The organism is Microbulbifer mixtoriginis (SeqCode), from assembly GCF_052466765.1.
On sequence record NZ_CP174289.1, the window covers coordinates 3,508,029 to 3,529,407 of the forward strand.

General features: G+C 45.5%; 18 protein-coding genes and 1 pseudogene. 10 read left to right on the forward strand and 9 right to left on the reverse strand.

Going from position 1 to position 21,379, the window contains the following annotated elements; genetic code table 11:
• Positions 1-34: 34 nt before the first annotated feature.
• Positions 35-571, reverse strand: a complete 537-nt coding sequence (gene ppa, locus ACJJIV_RS15300; protein WP_020412430.1) for an inorganic diphosphatase — start codon at positions 569-571, stop codon at positions 35-37.
• A gap of 162 nt (positions 572-733) precedes the next feature.
• On the opposite strand from ppa, the gene ACJJIV_RS15305 reads away from it, so the two are divergent.
• From ACJJIV_RS15305 to ACJJIV_RS15330, 6 genes are all read left to right on the forward strand, one after another.
• Positions 734-2,107, forward strand: coding sequence for a glutamine synthetase family protein (locus ACJJIV_RS15305; RefSeq protein ID WP_444889525.1), 1,374 nt, complete (start codon positions 734-736; stop codon positions 2,105-2,107).
• Between the two features lie 81 nt (positions 2,108-2,188).
• On the forward strand, positions 2,189-3,577 hold the full coding sequence (locus tag ACJJIV_RS15310; RefSeq protein WP_444889526.1) for an aldehyde dehydrogenase family protein: 1,389 nt from the start codon (positions 2,189-2,191) through the stop codon (positions 3,575-3,577).
• Positions 3,578-3,601: 24 nt separating this feature from the next.
• The gene (locus ACJJIV_RS15315) at positions 3,602-4,063 is read left to right on the forward strand and encodes a hypothetical protein (RefSeq protein ID WP_444889527.1); all 462 of its coding nucleotides are present in this window, start codon (positions 3,602-3,604) and stop codon (positions 4,061-4,063) included.
• Between the two features lie 232 nt (positions 4,064-4,295).
• Positions 4,296-5,480 (forward strand): iron-containing alcohol dehydrogenase, encoded by a 1,185-nt coding sequence (locus ACJJIV_RS15320; protein WP_444889528.1) that lies wholly within the window; start codon positions 4,296-4,298, stop codon positions 5,478-5,480.
• Positions 5,481-5,543: 63 nt separating this feature from the next.
• Positions 5,544-6,146, forward strand: coding sequence for a peptide-methionine (S)-S-oxide reductase MsrA (msrA, locus tag ACJJIV_RS15325; protein ID WP_252083147.1), 603 nt, complete (start codon positions 5,544-5,546; stop codon positions 6,144-6,146).
• 132 nt (positions 6,147-6,278) lie between these two features.
• Complete coding sequence (locus ACJJIV_RS15330) at positions 6,279-7,289, forward strand: lipase family protein (RefSeq protein WP_444889529.1); 1,011 nt, start codon at positions 6,279-6,281, stop codon at positions 7,287-7,289.
• A 115-nt stretch (positions 7,290-7,404) separates the two neighbouring features.
• On the opposite strand, the gene pdxR (ACJJIV_RS15335) is transcribed toward ACJJIV_RS15330, so the two are convergent.
• A complete protein-coding gene (gene pdxR / locus ACJJIV_RS15335) occupies positions 7,405-8,886 on the reverse strand; it encodes a MocR-like pyridoxine biosynthesis transcription factor PdxR (RefSeq protein WP_444889530.1) in 1,482 nt (493 codons plus the stop codon).
• Positions 8,887-9,231: 345 nt separating this feature from the next.
• Between pdxR (ACJJIV_RS15335) and ACJJIV_RS15340 the strand changes: the two genes are divergently transcribed.
• Positions 9,232-11,652 (forward strand): ricin-type beta-trefoil lectin domain protein, encoded by a 2,421-nt coding sequence (locus tag ACJJIV_RS15340; protein WP_444889531.1) that lies wholly within the window; start codon positions 9,232-9,234, stop codon positions 11,650-11,652.
• Between the two features lie 684 nt (positions 11,653-12,336).
• Here the strand turns inward: ACJJIV_RS15340 and ACJJIV_RS15345 are convergent.
• Positions 12,337-12,767, reverse strand: a pseudogene (locus ACJJIV_RS15345) (IS30 family transposase); the annotation flags it as partial.
• A 344-nt stretch (positions 12,768-13,111) separates the two neighbouring features.
• A complete protein-coding gene (locus ACJJIV_RS15350) occupies positions 13,112-13,357 on the reverse strand; it encodes a hypothetical protein (protein WP_444889532.1) in 246 nt (81 codons plus the stop codon).
• A gap of 374 nt (positions 13,358-13,731) precedes the next feature.
• On the opposite strand from ACJJIV_RS15350, the gene ACJJIV_RS15355 reads away from it, so the two are divergent.
• Both ACJJIV_RS15355 and ACJJIV_RS15360 read left to right on the forward strand, forming a co-directional pair.
• Positions 13,732-14,109: a YybH family protein gene (locus ACJJIV_RS15355; RefSeq protein WP_444889533.1), complete on the forward strand. Its 378-nt coding sequence runs from the start codon at positions 13,732-13,734 to the stop codon at positions 14,107-14,109.
• Between the two features lie 11 nt (positions 14,110-14,120).
• On the forward strand, positions 14,121-15,032 hold the full coding sequence (locus ACJJIV_RS15360; RefSeq protein WP_444889534.1) for an alpha/beta hydrolase: 912 nt from the start codon (positions 14,121-14,123) through the stop codon (positions 15,030-15,032).
• Between the two features lie 403 nt (positions 15,033-15,435).
• Here ACJJIV_RS15360 and ACJJIV_RS15365 read toward each other — a convergent pair whose 3' ends face one another.
• Together ACJJIV_RS15365 and pdxR (ACJJIV_RS15370) are read right to left on the reverse strand one after the other, a co-directional pair.
• Positions 15,436-16,776, reverse strand: coding sequence for a hypothetical protein (locus tag ACJJIV_RS15365; protein WP_444889535.1), 1,341 nt, complete (start codon positions 16,774-16,776; stop codon positions 15,436-15,438).
• A gap of 314 nt (positions 16,777-17,090) precedes the next feature.
• Complete coding sequence (gene pdxR, locus ACJJIV_RS15370; RefSeq protein ID WP_444889536.1) at positions 17,091-18,563, reverse strand: MocR-like pyridoxine biosynthesis transcription factor PdxR; 1,473 nt, start codon at positions 18,561-18,563, stop codon at positions 17,091-17,093.
• Positions 18,564-18,666: 103 nt separating this feature from the next.
• Between pdxR (ACJJIV_RS15370) and ACJJIV_RS15375 the strand changes: the two genes are divergently transcribed.
• Complete coding sequence (locus tag ACJJIV_RS15375) at positions 18,667-19,266, forward strand: pyridoxamine 5'-phosphate oxidase family protein (protein ID WP_444889537.1); 600 nt, start codon at positions 18,667-18,669, stop codon at positions 19,264-19,266.
• Here the strand turns inward: ACJJIV_RS15375 and ACJJIV_RS15380 are convergent.
• From ACJJIV_RS15380 to ACJJIV_RS15390, 3 genes are read right to left on the reverse strand one after another with little or no spacing between them, the layout of a single operon-like run.
• On the reverse strand, positions 19,259-19,729 hold the full coding sequence (locus tag ACJJIV_RS15380; protein WP_444889538.1) for a GNAT family N-acetyltransferase: 471 nt from the start codon (positions 19,727-19,729) through the stop codon (positions 19,259-19,261). The genes ACJJIV_RS15375 and ACJJIV_RS15380 overlap by 8 nt on opposite strands.
• Before the next feature lie 55 nt (positions 19,730-19,784).
• Entirely contained in the window at positions 19,785-20,741 is a 957-nt protein-coding gene (locus tag ACJJIV_RS15385) for a S41 family peptidase (protein WP_444889539.1), read from the reverse strand.
• A complete protein-coding gene (locus ACJJIV_RS15390) occupies positions 20,738-21,277 on the reverse strand; it encodes a MarR family winged helix-turn-helix transcriptional regulator (RefSeq protein WP_444889540.1) in 540 nt (179 codons plus the stop codon). The genes ACJJIV_RS15385 and ACJJIV_RS15390 overlap by 4 nt, the downstream gene beginning before the upstream one ends.
• Between the last annotated feature and the right edge of the window lie 102 nt (positions 21,278-21,379).

A 21,379-nucleotide genomic window follows, 5' to 3' on the forward strand; every position in this document is an offset into this window, starting at 1 on the left:
TACAAAATCGTGCCGGGCTTAAGAGAAGCTGTGATTAGCCTTCTTCTTTCAGGTAGCGCTCGCGAGAGGAAAGCACTTCTTTGCGCGCTTCTTCAGCGTCGGCCCAGCCTTCCACTTTCACCCACTTGCCAGCTTCCAGAGCCTTGTAGTTCTCGAAGTAGTGTTCGATCTGCTTGAGCAGCAGCTCGGGCAGGTCGCCAATTTCCTGAACATGATCGTACAGCTTGGTCAGCTTGGTGTGAGGTACCGCCAGCAGCTTGGCGTCAACACCGGATTCGTCGGTCATTTTCAGAACGCCGATCACGCGAGAGCGGATCACGGAGCCAACCATTACCGGGTAGGGTGCCACTACCAGTACATCCAGGGGGTCGCCGTCTTCGGACAGAGTCTGGGGTACATAACCGTAGTTGGCTGGGTAGAACATGGGAGTGGCAACGAAACGATCCACAAATACGGCGTCTGAGTCCTTGTCCACCTCATATTTGATGGGGTCGGAGTTGGCAGGGATCTCGATGATTACGTTGATATCGCTGGGCAGGTCTTTACCTGCGGGGATCTTGTCGAAGCTCATTGCTGGTCCTGAACTGGGTAAAACGAAAAATTTGGAGCGCGGATTATATATGCAGTTCGGCACGGCTGAAAGTCACGCCCTTAAAGGAAATATGGGGCGTCAAGGCTCGGCTGGCGGGTCTATCCTGTAGGACATTGATAACAACAATGGGCAGGGATGGCCATGATCAAAGCGCGGGAGGTAAAAACCGTTCAGGAGGCTCGTGCCATCGTTGAGGGGCGCGGTCTCAGTCATGTGAAAGTGGGCCTGTTTGATTTGGATGGGGTCATGCGCGGCAAATATATGAGCCGTGAAAAATTCTTCTCTGCCCTGGAGCAGGGGTTTTCCTTCTGTGATGTGGTGCTGGGCTGGGATGTCAAAGACCAGCTCTATGACAATACCCGTTATACCGGCTGGCACACGGGCTACCCAGACGCGCCGGTGCGTATCCTGCCGCACAGCTGTCGCGATATTCCCTTTGAAGACAATATGCTGTTATTCCTGGCGGAGTTTGATGAACGGGCTCAGGTCGTGTGTCCGCGTGCGGCTCTGCAGCGGGTGGTAGACCGTTGTCGGGCTATTGGATTTGAGCCCTTCGCGGCTTTGGAATACGAGTTCTTTTTATTTGATGAAACACCCGAGTCGGTACGGGAAAAGGGCTTTCGCAATCTGAAGCCTTTCACGCCGGACTGGTTTGGCTATTCAATGCTGCGCAATTCGGTTCATGCCGAACTCTACCGGGAAATCCTCGAAATGGGTGAGTGTATGGACTTCCCTTTGGAGGGGCTTCATACAGAAACCGGCCCGGGGGTTCTCGAAGCGGCAATCGCCGTGGATAGGGTCGAGGCTGCTGGGGATAAAGCCGCACTGTTTAAAACCTTTATGAAAGTGCTGGCCCAGCGTATGGGCCTGATGGCGACTTTTATGTCGCGCTGGTCCAGCGATCTTCCCGGGCAGAGTGGCCATATTCATTTATCGCTGCGCGATTTGAATAACGGCAATGCCGCGTTTTTCGATGGCTCTCAGCCCCAGGGAATCAGTGAGACCATGCGTTACTTTATCGCCGGCCAACAGCGCCTGATGCCAGAATTCCTGGCTCTGTTCGCGCCAACTATCAACAGCTACCGTCGCCTGGTTCCGGGTTTTTGGGCGCCTACCGGTGCGAACTGGGGCGTGGAAAATCGCACCACGGCCTTGCGTGCCATCCCCGGCGGGGAAAAATCACAGCGGGTGGAATACCGCCTGGGCGCTGCAGATGCCAACCCCTATCTGGCGCTGGCCGCCGCCCTGGGCTCCGGCCTTTACGGGATCATGCAGCAGTGGCAGCCCAGTACCCCCATCGAGGGTAATGCCTATACCCTGACACAAGAGGCACAGCAGGCGTTGCCTACCACTTTATGGGATGCCACCCAGCGTCTAAAAAATTCCGAGACGGCTCATGAATTATTCGGCAGTGAATTTATTGAGCATTTCGCCGCCAGCCGGGAATGGGAGGAGCGCGAGTATCGCCGCCATGTTACTGACTGGGAGCTGGATAGGTATTTTGAAATTATTTAAATGGCCCTTTTAAAAGCCCGCTTTTGTGATTTTTTGGATGGTAAGGAAATCAAAATAAGCCGCGGATAAGGAATATTTAATATGCACCACCTGCGCTGTATTTCCCCTGTCGATAACAGTGTATATCTGGAGCGGGCCCTGGCCGGCGAGGCTGAAATTCGTGTAGCCCTGGATCGGGCGGCGGCTTCACAAAAAGCCTGGCGATTGACCCCTTTGGTGGAGCGAATCGCCATTGTCCACCGTGCAGTGGAGTTTTTTACCGAGCGCAAGCATCGCCTGGCTGAGGAACTCTGTTGGATGATGGGCAGACCCATTCGTTTTGCACCGGGCGAAATAGACGGCTTTGCAGAGCGCGCTACGGCCATGGCAAATCTGGCAGAGGAGGCCCTTGTAGATATCCATTTGCCAATTAAACCGGGATTTTCCCGCTTTATACGCCGTGAACCGCTGGGGGTTTCCCTGGTGATCGCCCCCTGGAACTACCCCTATTTAACCGCGGTAAATGCACTGGTGCCATCTTTGCTGGCCGGCAATGCGGTCATATTAAAACACTCGGCACAAACGCCCTTGTGCGCCGAGCGTATGGTGGAGGCTTTCAGGGAAGCGGGTCTGCCCTACGGAGTATTTCAATATTTGCACCTCAATCATTCCAATACGCAACGTTTAGCCTGTGCCGAAGAAATCCAGCATATTGCTTTTACCGGATCTGTGGATGCCGGGGCCAATATAGAGCGTATTGTTGCCGGCCGATTTATCCAGTTGGGACTGGAGCTGGGTGGTAAGGACCCCGCTTATGTGCGTGAAGATGCGGACCTTGAACTGGCGGTAGAGGCTGTAGTAGATGGTGCTTTTTTTAATTCCGGTCAGTCTTGCTGTGGTATTGAACGTGCCTATGTGCAGGAAAATCTATTCGAAGAATTTGTCGAACGCGCCGTGGCACTAGTGGGTGATTACCAATTGGGGCGCCCCGATGATCCTCAAACAACCCTGGGTCCGTTAGTCAATGCAGAGGCTGCCGACAAAGTGCGCACTCAAATTGACGAAGCTGTGGCCCAGGGCGCCCAGCCCCACCTGCACAGCAGTAAATTTTTCATGGACAGGCGCGGTACTCAGTATATGGCACCACAATTACTTACTGGTGTGCGGCAAAAAATGCGGGTAATGCGCGATGAATCTTTTGGCCCGGTTTTGGGGGTGCAAAAAGTCCATGACGATGGTGAGGCTCTAGAATTAATGAATAACAGCCCTTTCGGTTTGACGGCAGCTATTTTTTCACAAGATGAAGAAACTGCCCTGGCAATTGGCGATCACTTGCGAGTGGGCACAGTGTTTCTCAATCGCTGCGACTATTTAGACCCGGAATTGGCCTGGAGCGGCGTTAAACAATCTGGCAGGGGGTGTACTTTGTCCAGAGTCGGGTTTGAGCAGCTAACCAGGCCCAAATCATTTCACTTTAAAGTTGGGGGCTAGTAAACCAGTAAAGAGGGAAATGTTGTGAGGTGGATTGCTTGTTGTATTTATGGTGTGTTCTTAACTTATCCCCTAGTGCTAAACGCGGAGTCCTATGTTTATAGAGATATTGCTCTAGAGGTCCCCGATGGTTGGTCGATACGCAGAGAATATAATGACTATGTGGGAATAGAATTTTGCCAGAATGATACAGGTAATGTGATGGGGTTTTTTCTGAGGAAAGGGTTGTTGGTTAATGGAGGAGACCCCAGTGCGTTCTTAAAAATGCACCCATTGGAGCATCCAGTTTCTTCGGTACAGATTGGCAAATATTCAGGTTACTTTGTCACTTTTACATCGGAAGGGAAGTGTTCGGCAAATTGGTTTTTGGGGGATGGGAGCGATCTACTGATTGCGTCCTATCAAGGTGACTGTCATTCAGTGGACTTTACTCCAGTGATTAAGTTGGTTGAATCTGTCGAGTCCTTAGAAGATGTAGTCGATTAATGATGCTTCTGCTGGTTTTACAGATCCAATTACTAAAATGACAATCGCGCTTTTTTCAGCTCTAGTTTCGCCTATGGATAATAACCCCGAGCTTTTACAGGTGGGATATCCAGATAGCGGTGAGGTCATAAACAGAAGTTTGTTTTTAACCTTATCCTATCGGTTAAACGCATAGAGACTGTGGATAATTAGAAAATTTAAATGGTTAGGCGGTAAAGGCAGAGAGGATAATGTGGATAAATACCGGGTAAACTGGAATTTTCCTACCAATATTTGGGTTGGTCCCGGCCGGATATCAGATCTTGCCAAAGCCTGCTCTGATCTCAATATGCAGCACCCCTTACTGGTAACGGATCCCGGTATTGCAGGCATACCACTGCTTCAACGCGCATTGGTGCCTTGTAAGGAATACGGCCTGGAGGTGGAGATTTTCTCCTCAATCAAGGGGAATCCCAATGGTGAGAATATTGACAGTGGTGTCGAGCTGTTACGAGATAAAAATTGCGACGGCGTAATCGCCTTCGGTGGTGGTTCAGCTATAGATGCCGGTAAGGCGATTGCCCTAATGGCCGGGCAGCGTCGTCCCATTTGGGATTTTGAAGATATTGGCGATAACTATAAGCGGGTTGACCTCGACGGCATGCTCCCGGTAATTGCCGTGCCTACAACCGCGGGCACTGGCTCGGAAGTTGGGCGGGTGGCGGTCATAACCGATGAGCAGGCGAAGGTAAAACGCCTGATATTTCACCCCAAACTATTGCCGGATATCGTTATACTGGATGCTGAGCTGACTCTGGATCTTCCCCCCCAGATTACTGCAGCCACTGGCATGGATGCACTCTCGCATAACCTGGAAGCTTATTATTCCCCCATTTACCACCCCATGGCAGAGGGCATCGCACTACAGGGGATGCGTCTGATTAAGAACTATCTGCCCCGTGCTTACATGATTGGCACTGAGTTGAAAGCTCGCCAACAGATGTTGGTAGCCTCCTGTATGGGAGCCACCGCATTTCAGCGTGGCTTGGGAGCTATTCATGCCCTGGCACATCCGCTCGGTGCCCTATATGACAAGCACCACGGTTTACTCAACGCCATATTGATGCCCTATGTGCTTGTAGCCAACCGGCCTGCTATAGAGGTTCCCATGGGGCAGTTGGCCCTCTCACTGCAATTGACCGGCAAAGATAGGTTCGAGAGCGGTTTCGATGCCGTACTGAATTGGATTCTCGGTCTGCGTCAGCAATTAAATATTCCCCACACCCTGGTTGAAATCGGTATTAAAGCCGAAGACGCCGATAGAATCGCTCATATGGCTGCGGCAGATCCCTCGGCAGCCAGTAATCCTATGTCGTTTAGTGCAGTGAAATATCGCGATATTTTCCTGCGTGCTTGCCAGGGTAGTGTCACACTGTAAGAGTTTCCCTCTATGAGTCGACAGAAGAGTAACCATCAATAGAACATTCCATAGGAATTCGTTATGCGCGGTATTTTTACTCTGTTTATTCTTCTGGCAGCCACCCTCGGATATGCCCAGGATTCTCCTGATATACGAACCGCTATTTTTGCTGGAGGCTGTTTCTGGTGTATGGAACCGCCGTATGACAAAGTGAATGGCGTGCTGGAAACCACCTCAGGTTACAGCGGTGGTCATGTAAAGAACCCCTCCTATGATCAGGTCTCTGCTGGTGGCACCGGCCATGCCGAGGTGGTGCAAGTTAAATATGATGCAAACAAAGTGAGTTATTCCGAGTTACTCAATATTTTTTGGCACAACGTGGACCCCTTTGATGCCGGTGGCCAGTTTTGTGACCGGGGCGACCAGTACCGTGCTGAGATCTTTTACGGTAATGAAGAAGAGAAGAAGCTGGCCGAAGAGAGTAAGAAGAAAGTAGAGGCCGAGCTGGGTAAGAAAGTTGTCACCCAGATAAAGCCTGCCGCTACTTTCTATCCGGCAGAGGCTTACCACCAGGATTATTATCAGCGCAATCCCCTACGCTATAAATACTACCGCTTTCGCTGCGGGCGGGATCAGCGGCTTGAGGAAGTTTGGGGTAAAGGAAAAGGTAAGAGCAAGAGCTGAAGAGTTTGGGGTGTTTTTTAATCTCTTAAATAGAGGTGCCCTTAAGCGAATAAGCCTGCTGACTAGGACAATTCAGATGTGGTAAACGGCATGGGGAACACCGAATCTGGCAGGTTGCAAGAAGGGGAGGTAATGAGCACTGCAGCAGGATTCCCCGTTCTTTATCGCTATATGGCTGCAGATAAATCCAAACCTCTAATAGTATTTGTGCCGGGTAACTCTCACTTGGCACGTATCTTTTATGGCTGCCCTGAGGCCAGGGAAGAAGACTTTATCAGTTATTGGGTACATCGTTCAGGTCACCCTTTTCTCGCGATATCCTTCCCCATCGCCAATAAGGCCTTTGATGGATATTATCCCAATTTCACCATCGCAGATTGGGGTAAGCAGGTCGCGGAAGTAATTGACAAGATTGTCTCTGAGAATAGCTTGCAGCAAGAGGTGATCGTCTGTGGCTGGAGTATGGGATGCAAGATTGCAGGAGCTCTTGGGAAGGAGGCGATTGGTAAGAGCTTCTCAATAGTGATGTTTGTTGCCATGTCGGGAGATCCCGCTGTTCCGGGCTTCTTACCAAAAGCAAATGCTGAAAATATCGCTATGACACCAGAAGGGCTGGCAAACCGGGAGAGCTTATACCCCTGGTTTTTTCAAGCGCTGGAAGATCAAAGTACCTATAACGGCCATACTATTCTCCCAAAAGATATTTATCGGCAGAGGATCCTGGGGGCCACCCCTGTGGGATTGATTGGCGCGGGCCTGATGTATAAGAATGGCCAATTTGTGGAAGACTTAGAATGGAGCCTTAAGTCCGCGAACACTTTCAATTATGACGACTATCCTTTTCCTGTAATTATTCATGGTAATTCGATATCTGATGCGGAAAATGTATTACTGAATACCTCTAACTGGGCGTTTATTAGAAATAGAGTGCTTATTAAGAGGGTGCTTGGGGATAATGCATTGAAGGACCTGTCTCCTGCTCAGTGGGAGCGTCTTCAAGAACTAGTTGAATGCTCTGGTAGCCATTTTTCGCAATCCCTTCCCGGGGGGCACTTCTTTTTTTGGGGAGAAGTTAGTGCGAGGGATGTAGTCAGAAAGTTATTAATGTTATTGTCGCGCGTCAAAAATTTGATAAGATTTTAATGGGTGATTTTTATTCGACATTTATACTTTGATGATATTGTTTAATGGATTTGCGGAGTTTAATTCGATAAGTGAGCGCAAATCCATAAGGGTCTTTCTAAGAATGACCATTAATTCAACTGGTGGGGCGTTTGTCACTGTTTAATAGGTGTGCCAAATAATCTACAAAGTTTTCACGTTGAGAAGAATTTGTATTTGCGCAACCTAAAATCAAACCAGATATTTTTTTTTCATTAGCATCAGATAGTGAAAGAGGGGCGTTGCCAAATCCTTTTTTGTGTAGTTTTTCTGAAAGCCATTTATCATCGTGATGTGGCGTAGAAAGAACAGCAAACATAATCCCACTACCTGTAATCAAATTTACATTAGGTTCAAGTCGGTTTTGTGTTAATCTGTGAAAGTGTTCCCATTTTTTTTGGTATTTTTTTTGCATTCTACGAGTGTGTCGAACAAAGTGCCCTTCATTCATAAAATCAGCGATGATTGCTTGAGGGAGTAGCGTGGATGGCCCTGAAATAACAGACTTCACACTTACAAAGCTAGAAACTACAGGTTTTGGTACTACTAGATATCCTAATCTCAGGCTAGGTAATAAAGCCCTATTAAAGCTTCCAATGAATATTACTGGAGTGTTATTTCTCATCCCTTGTAGCGCCGCATATGGGTTCCCATTGAATGAAAATATACTGTTAGATTCATCCTCAATGATCCAGCATTGATTTTTATCGGCCCAATCTAATAGCTTATTCCTTTCTAAAGGTGGAAGAATCCCACCCATAGGGTATTGATAAGTTGGAGTTGTATAGAGGAGCTTTTCACTTACATTAATTTGTGGTAATAAATCAACGTCTAGATGATTATTTTTCAAACCAACTAAGTTGATTTTTGCATTCATCGATTCAAATGCTAATTTTGCTCCCCAAAAACCAGGGTTTTCCATTAAGATTGAATCATTTTGCTCTAAGATGACTTTGGCGCATATATTTAAGGCTTCTTGTCTGCCATTGGTAATAATGATTTGATCTGGAGCACATCTTACGCCTCGAGTGATCAGTAAGTACTCTGCCAGCCATTCTCTTAAAGGTAAATATCCAATAGGATTCCCATATCCATTAATTGGTATTCTATCTTGATGCTGTCGGTAAAGTTTGTTCCAGATAGAAAAAGGGAAAGCTTTTAAATCTGGTACACCTGGTGAGAAGGGTAGGAGAGTAGGCCACTGTGACATAAAACGAGGATAAGAATTTAGCATTTGGCTGTAGACCGACAAACTCGGTAAAGGTGTTGCACTATTAAGCGTGTCATTGTGGGGGTGACGTTCATCTGGATAATTTGCGAAGGACGGTAAATTTTTAGAAACAAAAACTCCTTTTCCTACCCTGCTGGTTAAAAATCCTTCATTTTTAAGTTGCTCTATTGTTTGTGTAACCGTATTACGGCTGATGTCCAAACACTCAGACATTCTTCTGGAAGAAGGTAGTTTTACTCCCGCTAATAACCGTCCATTGATAATTCGTTCAATTAAGGCTTTATAGAGTTGTTTCTGGAGAGGCTTGTTTCGATTTATAGATAAATCAGATAAGTCTGGGGCGTTCACCGCTGGTACCATATAATATAAAAGCTGAATCTTACTTATTTTGACATTACTATCAATATGGTGTCACCAAAGAGTTAGATCTAGAAAATGAAAATTCATTTTTAAAATGTAATTATCTAAAATAAATCACGCTTTCCCAAGCAAGGCTGGTAGATGGTTTCATTTGTAATCATTTCGTTGTTGCTTAAAAAAATATATTGTGAATTTTACAGCCTTTTCTGTTGATATGTATGCTGGCACCATGGTTTTTTCAAAACTGGACCTAACTCTTTAATACTTTTTCCAGCTATATTTCTAGGGTCAATTTTGACTTTATTTAAATGCAGATTTTCTAGGAGTAAAGATATGAAAATTATGAAGAGGGTTACCTTGTGTGCAGGTATCTCCCTGGTAGCCGCTAATGCATCTGCGAATGAGCTTAGCGGTGCTTGTTATGATTATGCTTCAAGAGAGGCCAGCTCTGCTGTCTCTTACGATGGTCAAAGTGTAGGAATTTTACTTGCAAATAATGTGATATCTACGGCACTCGGTGTGCCGGAATCCTTCTCTCTTATTTCAAAAGCGTACCCTTTTATTTATAGTGCTGTAAAAGGTGGAGTTGTTGAAAAAATGACTCCGGGGGCTGATCCTCAATTGGTAAGTTGCTTGGAAGAATTTAATAGCCGCATTTCAAATTTAGAAGGAGCTTACCTTGGTCAAGATCTAACAGATCTCACCGGCTTGGTTAGTCTTATTCAGCAAGAAATTGTGGATAATGGAATTTTATCTAGCCATGCTAATATTGCTTCCAAACTACAGTTGTTAGCAGTAAGCCTTGGGGAGAAAATAGATAAGGAATTGGATGCCGATACACCAACATCAGCTAAATATAAAGCTCTGATTGATGAAGTTATACCAGGATATATAGCGATCATTCAGATGGAGTTTATGCACAGAAAAGAATGGAATCGCTATTGTTATAATAGAGGCTCCTATGCGTCCTGGAAGAATGTGGAGGATGATGAGTTAATTTCTCCCTCGATATTGAATTCAATTAAACACGATGATGAAGTTGTACTTACAGACTACTTAATTGAGCCAGAAGATGCCCTGGATGCATGCAGGGGCGGTAATGATACTTACTTGACGTATAACCGGGTTAAGGATGTCAATGAAATTGGCTCTTATAAAAAAATATTAGATGATGTTGGTATTAAAGTTAACGAGAATAATTTATTTCCGGGGCTAGTTTCAGTAGAATTAGATTTTCGTGAATCTCGACTAGGAGCTTATAGGGAATCCTTCGTAAGAGAGTGCTCTGGTGGTGGTGTTAGATATTCATATATAGATAATTATAACAACTTTACTTCACAAGCTGTCCCTGAGAGTCAATGTAATCAGTGGCGTGATGAGTATATTGATGACCTTTATAGCAATAGTCAATTCGCAAGTGAATCGAAAAGAAACTCTATCTTTCATAGCCTTGCATTTATTGTGGATTCCTGGGATTGGTATAACCACGCTTTAAAAATAACTGACGCCCAGGCTGATGAAGATCTAATCGAGATAAAGGATGTCTTTGATCTAGAAACTTACAGGGGAGTAAGGCTTAAATATAAGTCTACTGACAAATGTGCCAGTATGGATGGTACAGTAAAGCTAAATTGTGATGTTGGTGCCAGCCAATTTATGATCAGGCCCTATCAGGATGGTTATACGATCTCTAGGCTTGCTGATAATCGTAACTTTAAAGATAAAGGTGAAGATTCAGATGGCTTTGTTATCCGGTCTAGTGTTGGGAGTGACTCTGTTTGGCAGTTTAAGAAAAGACATTTTTTGGACACTGAGTACCAGATTGTGAATTCAAATACAGAAAGGTGTCTAATTGTTGATGAAAACGACAGGCTCATTATGGGAGGGTGCGAGAACGATGACAGGTGGGAAATCGATGGTACAGATATCCCCGAGGGGACCTATATTCGCTTGCGTCATGTGCCCGATAACACCTGTTTTGGTCGCTTTGGGGCAATTAATTGCGATGAAGAATCCTATGTTTTTGAAGTTGCGAAATATCAAGATGGGTATCGGATAACGGTTGATAGCAGGAGCTTAAAGCAAAAAGATGATGGCCTTGGATTTTATAGTGGGCTTGGAGATGATGCCGTCTGGGTTATAAATGATTTTGATGGTGATGGTCTTTTCCGGTTAGCAAACTATACTACCGGTCATTGCTTGAGCAATGAAAATGGAGTGCTGACTACCGTTGCTTGTGGAATTGCGCCATCTGATATCGAGATTTTTGCACTGGAATTTATAGAACTCCCTACAGCAGCGAGTGGTAATCACACAATAATTGCCCCAGAAGGATTAACAGGATTTAATGGTTGCATCAGTTCATTTCACAGCGCAAGTTCAACTTTACCTGCAGGATATCGTGGTAGCAATTTATCGTGTCAAATAGCCTTATTACCACATAATGGTGGATATTTGATTTGGGACACTGAGGCAAATAATGAATCTTATGTGAGTGATATAGATTTGGGCATTGGCCATCATAGCATACGTCCTGATACGGAAAAAACTGATGCAACAACTTGGGACTTTATTGGTCCTTATCGTTTTTCCGATGATAGTAGTTTTTATCAAATTAAAAACAGACTCACAGGCCATTGCTTGGCTCCACAGTTCCAAAATGCTCCTAACTGGTTGGTTGGAAAAGTTGACTGTGAAGATAACTCTTCAAAAGTTTGGACCATTAAAGAAGATTCGTTTTCAGATGGCGAATAGGATTAATTGACCTCCTTGAGGTTCTTTAAGGGGCTTAATTTAAGCCCCTTCACTACACTAAATGACTATTCGATACCTAATCAAGATTGTAAGATGATGGTAAAGAAGTAAAGAAGTAAAGAAGTAAAGAAGTAAAGAAGTAAAGAAATTGGTCAACATCATTTTTGTTATAGGTAAAATCACTAGTGCACAAAATAGTTTTTCTCTGAGTTCGTCTTGCACAGCTAATGAAGGTCAATTGATTATTTTTTCTAAAAATATAGATCACCATATGTTGAACATGGTGTTGTTAGGTTTGAATTTAATCCATAAAAGAGTAAATTGTATTTGTAGTAGTCGTTGGGTGTTAGGTAGATTGTTGTCTGGTGATTCTAGGTGATGTCAATTCATAAATATATCCTTTTGGGCTAGGAATCATTTTTTAATTTGATTGCGTTCTTTCTCAATAGTGATATTTAATGTGTCAATCTTCTAGGTCATTTTTCAGAAGGTTTATATTGGTGTTGTCGGGTTTAATGATGGAGTTGGGGGTGCTGGTAGCTCTAGGCTATATAGTTTGTGAATCAGCTTGATACTTGTCCGACCATGTTATTATTAGGGTGTTTGAAAGGTTGTTGCTAAATACTATTTGCTTCTTGGTTTCAAGTAATAGCTGCAATACTTCCATGCTGCAAGAAGATTATCTTACAGCCCCATAAATTGCTCATTCGGAGACCCTCCACCCAGACTCGCTTTTGATCTACTGTTTAGGTGATCTATTACAAATTGAATCTGCTCCTCTGTTACTTTATTGAAGTAGGTATTCTTTGGGAAATACTGCCGAATGAGGCCGTTAATGTTTTCATTAATTTCCCTCTCCCAAGATGAATATGGGTGAGCAAAATAAATATCAGCTTCCAAGCCTTCTGCAATCGTTGTATGGCCAGCGAATTCAAGACCATTGTCAAATGGTAATTGTTTTTATTTTTCCGTGTCGATCATACTTACCGTAGCACTTACGATGGTGCTTTGATGCACTCCTAAGATACTTGTATAAGTCCTCACCATAAGTAAATTAGCTGGTAGATCATCTCATGATGTAGCGTTACACCCGTGTGTTCCTTTAAATGGCTTGCAGCCTACTTAATGCTTTTAACGAAGTACTGAACATTCGCAGGAGGTCTTTTGGTGAAAAGATACATATAGTGTATTGGTGTCAAGGCTACTGTTGTTACTGTTTCCAGAACCCCCTCTTTGACAAGCTTAGCTGCCGTAATATCCGCGTGCCTCTCAATCTTCAAGCCCATTTCTGTTATTTGAAAAAAACTGCGCAAAGAGTTACCGCGGACTTTGGTGTGACTCGTATTGTATCTGTATTAGGCAACTTATATTTAACCAGAATTCACTGCTAGCCACTGGCGATATGACTCCACTGGCGTAAATAATAGAGATTCTCTAATAAATTACCTTGCCTATCTATTTACTCTCTATTCGGATTAAGGCTTTCACGGAGCACACCTAGATCGGATACTTTGGTTGACTGCAAATCCAGGCTGACCAGGCGAATTGCAATATCTACCTGTAATTCAATCAGGTCGATAGGGGTATTGTTAGCGAGTAATCGAACACTAAGCTGTGTATGCTGCTCTGTGAGCTGGCTGGAACAATAACCGGCTCGAAAAGTGCGTGAGGCGCAGTAATTGTCAGTGTCCCGAGAGTTTTTCACTGGTGCTTTTTAAGTCTGCCAGGGCAGTGCAATAAATATCTCTGATTTTATGGCAAGTAATGTAGAACTGCGTGCCTGCTTACATTAACGAGAGCGCTCGGGTACTTCGGTATAGTAGCCTCATTCCCAGACCTCTTTCCAGTTGGGTTACCGTCTGGCTTTGCCACTCTAGTACGTGCCAGGCTATTAGCCACTGCCGTAAAACTGCACACTTTAACAACAGCTAGAAATACTTGCATATCTTCTAGATAGGGTTTCATTGTTTAATTCTTCTAAACACTAATTTAACTTTATGGCTGTTTATCAAAAGGCGGTGTCTGGGGCACTATGCTTGCAGAAAGTTAATACTTAATTATCGTGAAGAGGAATCTGATTTGAATAAGGCATTAATTGAAAAAACTGTAATAGCCAGCGAGCGTTGGAAGTCATTTTTCAACCAAGGAAATGCAGAAGGCTGCGCTTCTATGTACGAAAAGGATGCGCAAATGATGGCCAAGCCATTTGGGCTATTCCAGGGGCGGGAGCAGATACAGGCTTTTTGGGAAAACCTTGTGGCTCAGGGGTTCTCGGATGTGACTTACCTGGATACAAAAATCGAGGCAGTAGATGACACTTCAACCGTACTTTCCAGCAACTGGAGAATGAATAACGCGCAAGGGGTAATTACACGAGAGCTCTGGGTTCTCCAGGAGGACGGCACTATGCGCCTGCGTGAGGACCATTTTGAAGCCTTGGACAAAAATGCGAAGTGAAAGGATATAACATGAACGAATATTGGAATAGTTTTACTCGGGAAAAAACTGACGAACAGTACAATCCGACTCTGTGGAATCATCGTTTGCCGCCAGAAAAATTGTTACCAGCTCATGTAGAATTCACAGAGAGTCACAGCTCCAATTACCGACAGGCGATCAAAGGTGGACTGCAAACAGTTAGTTTTGGGGAAGGGGAATTATCAGGCTCAATGGATGTTTTTAGGCCTGAGAATGTTGCTGAAGATGCACCCATAGTCATTTATATCCATGGAGGTTGGTGGCAATGGTTCTCAAAAGAGCAGTTTTCCTTTCTGGCTGAGCCTTTTAATAGAAAAGGGATTGCTGTTTATATGCCTGGTTATCGTATGGCCCAGGATTGGAATAATGGCGTGCCTATGGAGTCCATAGTAAAACAGACACAGTATGCAATGGCTAAGGTACTTAAGGAGGCAGAGCAAAGAGGTACGCCTGCAGTTTACCTGGTGGGGCACTCGGCAGGTGGTCAGTTAGTAGGGATGTTACATCAGACAGATTGGAGCCAGTTTGATATTTCAAAATCTACGCAGGATAAGTTCAAAGGCGCATTTTCTCTGGCTGGGCTTTTCGATATCCGTCCACTGGTGAATAGCTTTGTCAATGACACGATTAATATGTCAATGGAGTCGGCGGAGAAGGTAAGCCCACAGTTAATGCCGCTAAGAGAAGGTAGAAAGCTCTGTCCACTACATTTGATAGTACCTGAATTTGATACCCCTGAGTTTTTTCGTCAGACAAAGGAGTATCAAGAAAAGCTATTAAAGTCCGGAAATCCCTGTCATTTTATCATTGCAAATAATCGTGATCATCTTGATGTGCTTGAAAGATTAGTTGTCGAAGATGATGAGGTGCTAAGTTATCTCTTGAATCATATTTTGGTTTAGTTCTAAAACTAGGGCATGACAAGTAATGACCATGTCTTCCTGTCTAAACAGTATTTAAAATTTTAAAATAACTTGTAGGGAAGTCCTTAGCGGGGACTTTCAAATAAATGGCTTAATTTTTCTAACTTGGTTTTAAGTAGTAAAGATAAGCCTCTATTGACAACCAAGTTGTATATCTCAGGGTATGTCTGTTTTTTTAATATAGAAATGCTGTGCTCAGCTTTAATAAGCTTTTAATTCTTTAGTAAACTGTTTTTGGTATTGAATTTTTATCCAAGCCTTTGATTGGGGTTTTTCTTATTTCTGTGCCAAATTTTTTGTGTGAGTAAATTATATGGATAAAAGAGTAGAGAGCCGCGAATGGACGCTTATCATTTTAGCCAAGATTAAGTCTGATTGATGATTAGTGTTTTGTGTTCTCTTTTCTATAAATATCTACAAGTATCAATATATAAAATAAAGGAATCAGTGCAAGTGCTGCCAAGTGCAATGCTATTATATCGTTTTCTTTGCTGGTTGGGCTCACTGAAAATACAATTATCTCCAGGACAAAAAACAAAATAAACAATAGACGTTTATCCAGCTTAGATATAGATTCAAACACCTTGGAACCAAGCAGCCAGTAACGCCAGGATTTGCATTTCAAAGCATCAAAAAGATAGTAAAGGCCACAAGTTAAGCTCACCAAAGTTGTGAGTAGTAGCTCAAACACCCAGGCCGGGGGCTTGCCAGGGGCTGGGGGCCAAACATTGGTTACTCCAAATTCGGTAAAGGAGAGAATGGCGAATAGTCCGGTAGTTAATAGAACAATAGGGAACCGAAAAACTAATATGACCATACAGATTGCGGCAGAGACTTCGAAAACCCTTTGAATGGGCATAAAAATATTGGCATGCTCTGCAACCCAGGCTAATGCGTTGCGAAACCATAGCGGGGTGTTTCCGTATTCTACATAGGAGTTCACCAGCCCTCTATAGCCCTCTACGGTAAACCAGTTCAGTAAGCTGTCTTCATAAACCTGGAAAATCAACATAACACCAATGGTGATGGTGAACAGGTTAATCCAACGCCCTACCAGCAGATTGGATTGTTCTGTCTGTAAGACTATGCGATATCGGTCTAAAAATTTTGAAAGTATTGCTAGGGCGGCAATGGTGATACTGGATAAAAGGCTGGCTAGAAGTATGTGATTGCCGCCGTTGCGCGACATCAAAAATATCGCAAACAACACGCTAGATGCCACAATCACCCAGAGGCACCAGGACAAAAAGCTTATATCGGGTGCCAGAATACTGCCCAATAGACGCAGGTGATAGGGCGTAGGATGAGATGAGGCTTGATCGGATGGTTTCTGAATATTTGGGGTGAGGTTATAGTTACTTACCGCTAAGACTAATGCATATAAAGCCGGTGATAAAAACTCAAAGAACCAGCTATTTTCGCCCATATAAGTAAAGCCCCATAATACTATGAAGCTCACAAACATGAGTAGGGCGCCTAGGGTCATTAATACCCGCAATATTAAGAGTACCCCGGCAAGTAGAATGACAAAATGCAGTGAGTAAGTCAGGCTGGTGATGTGCGGGGTGAAAAAAATGGCTAAAGATTTAAGGGCTGCGGGGACTTCTTCTGTTCGAATAAGCTGCTCTAATACGGCTGCAAAGGCCTGCGGAGCCATCTCGCCATTCAGGTAGCGCATAATGACCAGTTGGATACAAGCGGCGCCTAAAAAAAGGCTTATCATGGCTAGCCATGCAGTTGGCGAGGTTGCCGCTTTTGTTTGGCTAGTATCTAAAGTTTGGCTGGAATTGTGCATAAACCCAGCCTAGTTGAATTCGACCCCCATAGATCAATCCTTGTGCCAAAAAAAGTTCGCTATTTTAGCGTGTATCCATCCAAGTTGTTGTCTTTATCGGCAATAGGAAAGTGTGGATAACTTCAGGCTAGGGCTGGCCAGGCATATGCAGGGTGAGTGTATATAAGAAATACACTAACAATATTTTCTACTGACCATGGCATAGAAATGCTGTTGCCAATAATAATGATATTGAAAGTTTGCTAGCTGAATGAGTGTGTTAAAAAACTCTGCAGAAGATCTATACAGTCCTCTCGTTGTTGTTTACTGGTATTGGCAAACCCTAATACCAGGCCATGGTTCAATGATTTATCGGGGTAGAAAAAAGAAAGTGGAGTGCTACCGAAGCGGTGCTGGGCTAATTGCTTTGACAGTTCTAGGTCATTCCGGCCGGGCGTGGCGAGTACCAAGTGCATTCCGGCACTACTTGCGATGAGTTGCGCCTGGGGTTCCAGTTTATCTCGTGCCAAGTCGCAAAAATGCAGCCATTTTTCCCGATAGTTGATGCGCATTTTGCGCAGGTGTCGTACGAAGTGCCCCTCGTCAATAAAGTCGGCAACAACCGCCTGGGCAAGTAGGGGGGAGTGGCCGGAGAGTATTTCCTTTGCCCGAGCAAATGCCTGTACAAAGGGCTTGGGAACGATCATGTAACCTAAACGCAGGCCGGGCTGCAGGCTTTTACTGAAGCTGCCCATGTAGATAACCGGGGTATGCTCTGCCATTCCCTGGAGAGCGGCGACAGGTTTGTGCTTAAAGGAAAATTCGCTGTCATAGTCATCCTCTAAAATCCAGCATTGCGTCTTGCTGGCCCAGTCCAACAGCTTTAGCCGTTCACTGGCAGGCATGACTCCGCCCATGGGGTATTGATGGGTTGGCGTGGTGTAGAGGACTTTGCCGTGCAGTTGGCTTTTAATCAGTGCATCCACGTCTAAATAGCCGCTTTGCAATTCGGCCAATGCCAACTTGGCGCCGCAGGCTTGAAACACCCAGCGGGCGCGGCGGTAGCCAGGGTTTTCCATGATGGCGGTATCTCCGGGGCCAAGTAGCACTTGTGCGCACAGGCTCAAGGCTTCCTGGGCGCCATTGGTTATGATGATCTGGTCTTCATCACAGAGCACTCCGCGGCAGCTGCGCAGGTATTCTGCCAGTGCCTGGCGTAAGGGTGGATGGCCCTGGCTGTGCCCATAGCCAAGCAGTGGAAACCTATCTTTATGGCGCCTGTAGAGTCTGGACCAAATAGCTAAAGGAAAGGCATTGAGATCCGGTATACCCGGTGAAAAAGGTAGAGATTCGCCGCTGTCGGTTTTAAATGCCGTTGCAGTCTGCAGCTTTTGGCCAAGGGCTGAGAGCCCTGGTAAGGGAGCTGTACTATCGGAGCCTTGGGAATGCCATGCCTGGTGTTGTGGTTTCTGTACGTAAGCGGGCAGGGCGCTAGATACAAAAACGCCCTGTCCGACACGGCTGGTAACAAAGCCCTCTGCTTTGAGCTGCTCTAACACCAGTGTGACCGTATTGCGGCTGATATTCAGGGTGGAGGATAGTCTACGAGAGGAGGGGAGCTTGCTCCCTGCTGCGAGACGGCCGCTGCAAATCCACTCCACCAGGCTGCGGTATAACTGGCTTTGTAACGGTTGCCTGGGGTCCAGGGTTAAGTCGGCAAAATCGGGGCTGCTCAAACTGGCACCATTAACTGATTAAAACTGGATCTAATCAGAGTACCAGTAACTCCCTATATTGGCGATATCTGTTGTTGATAAATCGTTGTGGGAGTTTTTAAGAATGGTAGTTTTAGATTCCGCAAAGAGTGAACTGCCGGTAACTGCGAAAAGCCGGGTGCGCCGTGCTGACAAGAGGGCCAGTTATCGCCGCGAGGATATTTATCGTTTGGTCGATGAACTGAAGCTGGGGCATATAGGTTTTACTCAGGATGGTGAAGTGATTGTTATTCCCATGACGGTATGGCGCTATGGGGACTTTTTGTATTTTCATGTGCTCAATAAAAGCCGCCTGCAGAAATTACTGGATTCGGGGCAGCAGGTGTGTATTTCCTTTGCCCACTATGACGAATGGGTCCTGGCTAAATCCGCCTTTCATCACAGTGCCAACTATCGTTCGGCAGTTTTGTTTTGCCGCGGTGCGCGGGTACAGGACCCAGAGGAGTTTGATGCGGTTTTCAAGTCTATTATCGAAGATATCGAGCCCGGCCGCTGGAACCAGGTGCGCGCTCCAAACCCTCAGGAGCGCAAGGGTACGGCCCTGATGCGCCTGACCATAGAGGAAGGTTCTTTTAAGAGTCGCACAGGGGCGCCATCAGACAATAAAGAAGATCTCGATTTACCGGTTTGGAGTGGCACTAAGCCCGCCTGCCCGTTTAGATAGCATCAGCCTCTTCAGGAGTTTTATTGGTGAGGTTGATAATGGCAAGCATATCTTCGTTGTCCTTATCCATACCCACTTCAGTAAAACCAAAATTGGAATAAAAGTCTTTAGCCACTGGGTTTTTAGGGTTGTAGCAGATTTCTATTTGCTCGATATTGGGTGTTTGCCGGATTTCTTGTAGGGCTAGCTGAAGCGCAGCCCTACCTATCCCCTTCCCCTGCTGCTTCTGGTCAACCATAAATCTCCAAATGGAAATTTTTTCACGGCTCTCTTTCACCCACATAAGAAAACCAACGGGCTTTTCTCCCGTATAAATCGCACGAGTTTCATATCCTGAATTGAACTGTGCCTCCACCAGTGACCACATATTGCAGGCGACGTATTCTTGCTGTGCTTCGGCGACATCCAGATCGCAGACCGCCTCATAGTTATTCTGGGTTATAGGTTGTAAAGAGGTACGCATTGTTGATTTCTACAATTCCATTGCTTTAATGTTTGGGTGTGTTTTAAAACGCAGTTTATTTTTTAAGAACCTCTAACGCCACCTGTAAAATTTCTTGCTCGCTGCTTTCAATATTCGGCCTCACCCCCTGACCCTCCCAGTTAACCAGCTCCTTAGATAAAGTCGAAACCGGGCGACTAGAGGGAATTCCAATTTCAAAGCTAAATGGCAGGGTCTGAGGCGCATCCATCATATGGGCTCCGCCGGCGCTGGCACTACCGATAATAGTGGCTCTACCCAGTTGTTGCAGCGAGAAGGCGATGCTTTCTGATGCGGAGAAGGAGCGTCCATTGATCAGTACTACCATGGGTCTCTGGGTGCCATAGGCTGGCCAGGGAAGTTCTTTGATGCGTTCAGGGGAATGTTGCTTCTCTCTGGTTTCAATGACATATGGCAGGGGGTTAGTGGGGTCCACAAAGGATTCGAGGATGGCAGTGGCTGTATCACTATCACCACCGCCATTATTGCGCAGGTCCAATATCAGACCGTCACTGTGTTGCAACAGGGTAAATGCCGCTGCCAGGCTTTGCCGGGCATTTTCAAAAGTGTGGAATGAAGAGAGTTTGAAGTAGGCAATATTACCGGGCAATAACTCTAGTTTCTTTACACCATAGTTGTTCTTGGGCGCCTCGGCCCGCCACTGTGCTATCCAGTTGTTGGAATCTTCGTTAGGGCTTACCGGCTCCAAATAGAAATGCTTGTCTCCGGACAGTGTTCGGATTTTCTCGGTAATTAGCTTGGCAAAACTTTGGGAGTCCCGACAAAGGCGCAAAGCTTCAGGGCTACTGGCCATCTCAAACAACGCCAGGGAAACGCTTTGGGCTTTGTTTGCGAGTACATAAGTTTCTGCAATAGCGCTGGCGGCGGATTGGATAACTACGGTGGGATTAAACTGGCAATCCTCATCGCTTGCGTAAGTCGCTGAAGAGATGGTGTGGCACAGGACCAGGCTGAAGGCGGCAATCAGTTTCATGGCTTTTTATTCTCCTTGGCAATGCACTGCTGAATGCGATCGAGATAGGGGTGTTCCTGCAGAGCGGTAATCGCCTCTTCGACGAGTGCTGTTAGAGGTGTAGACAGTTGCCGATTTAATGAACGTTCCGCTTCAACGGTGGCTTGCCAGTGGACTTCAAGCTTTGGTAGTAAGCGCTGGCCTTTACGGCTGAGGCGGACCTTGCGCTGGCGTGCATCCTCCCCGGTGAGGATTTCTAACAATCCCTGCTGGACCATATCTCTGACCGTCTGGCTGACCGCCGGCTGGGAGATTGCGGCACTGGCCGCGATTTCATTGATGGTGACCGGGCTCTTGTGGATAAGGGCTCGCATCACCGGTGTATAACGCGGCTTGTAGTTTTTAATACCGCAGGTGCGGTAACTATCTGCGACATCACCGTCCAGTAATTCGATTAAATGCCTGAGGCGAGTACCCAGCTGGCTGTATTTCATAGTGTTGAATTTATATAAGTGCTTATATAAATGATTGTAGAGTATCTCCCTATGCTGTGGCATTTCCTCAACCTCCTGTGAACCCGTTAACCCTTCGCTTGATCGCGGACACATGGTTTTAGGTTGCTGGCAAATGCCAACCCTTCCCAATCACTACACATTGAA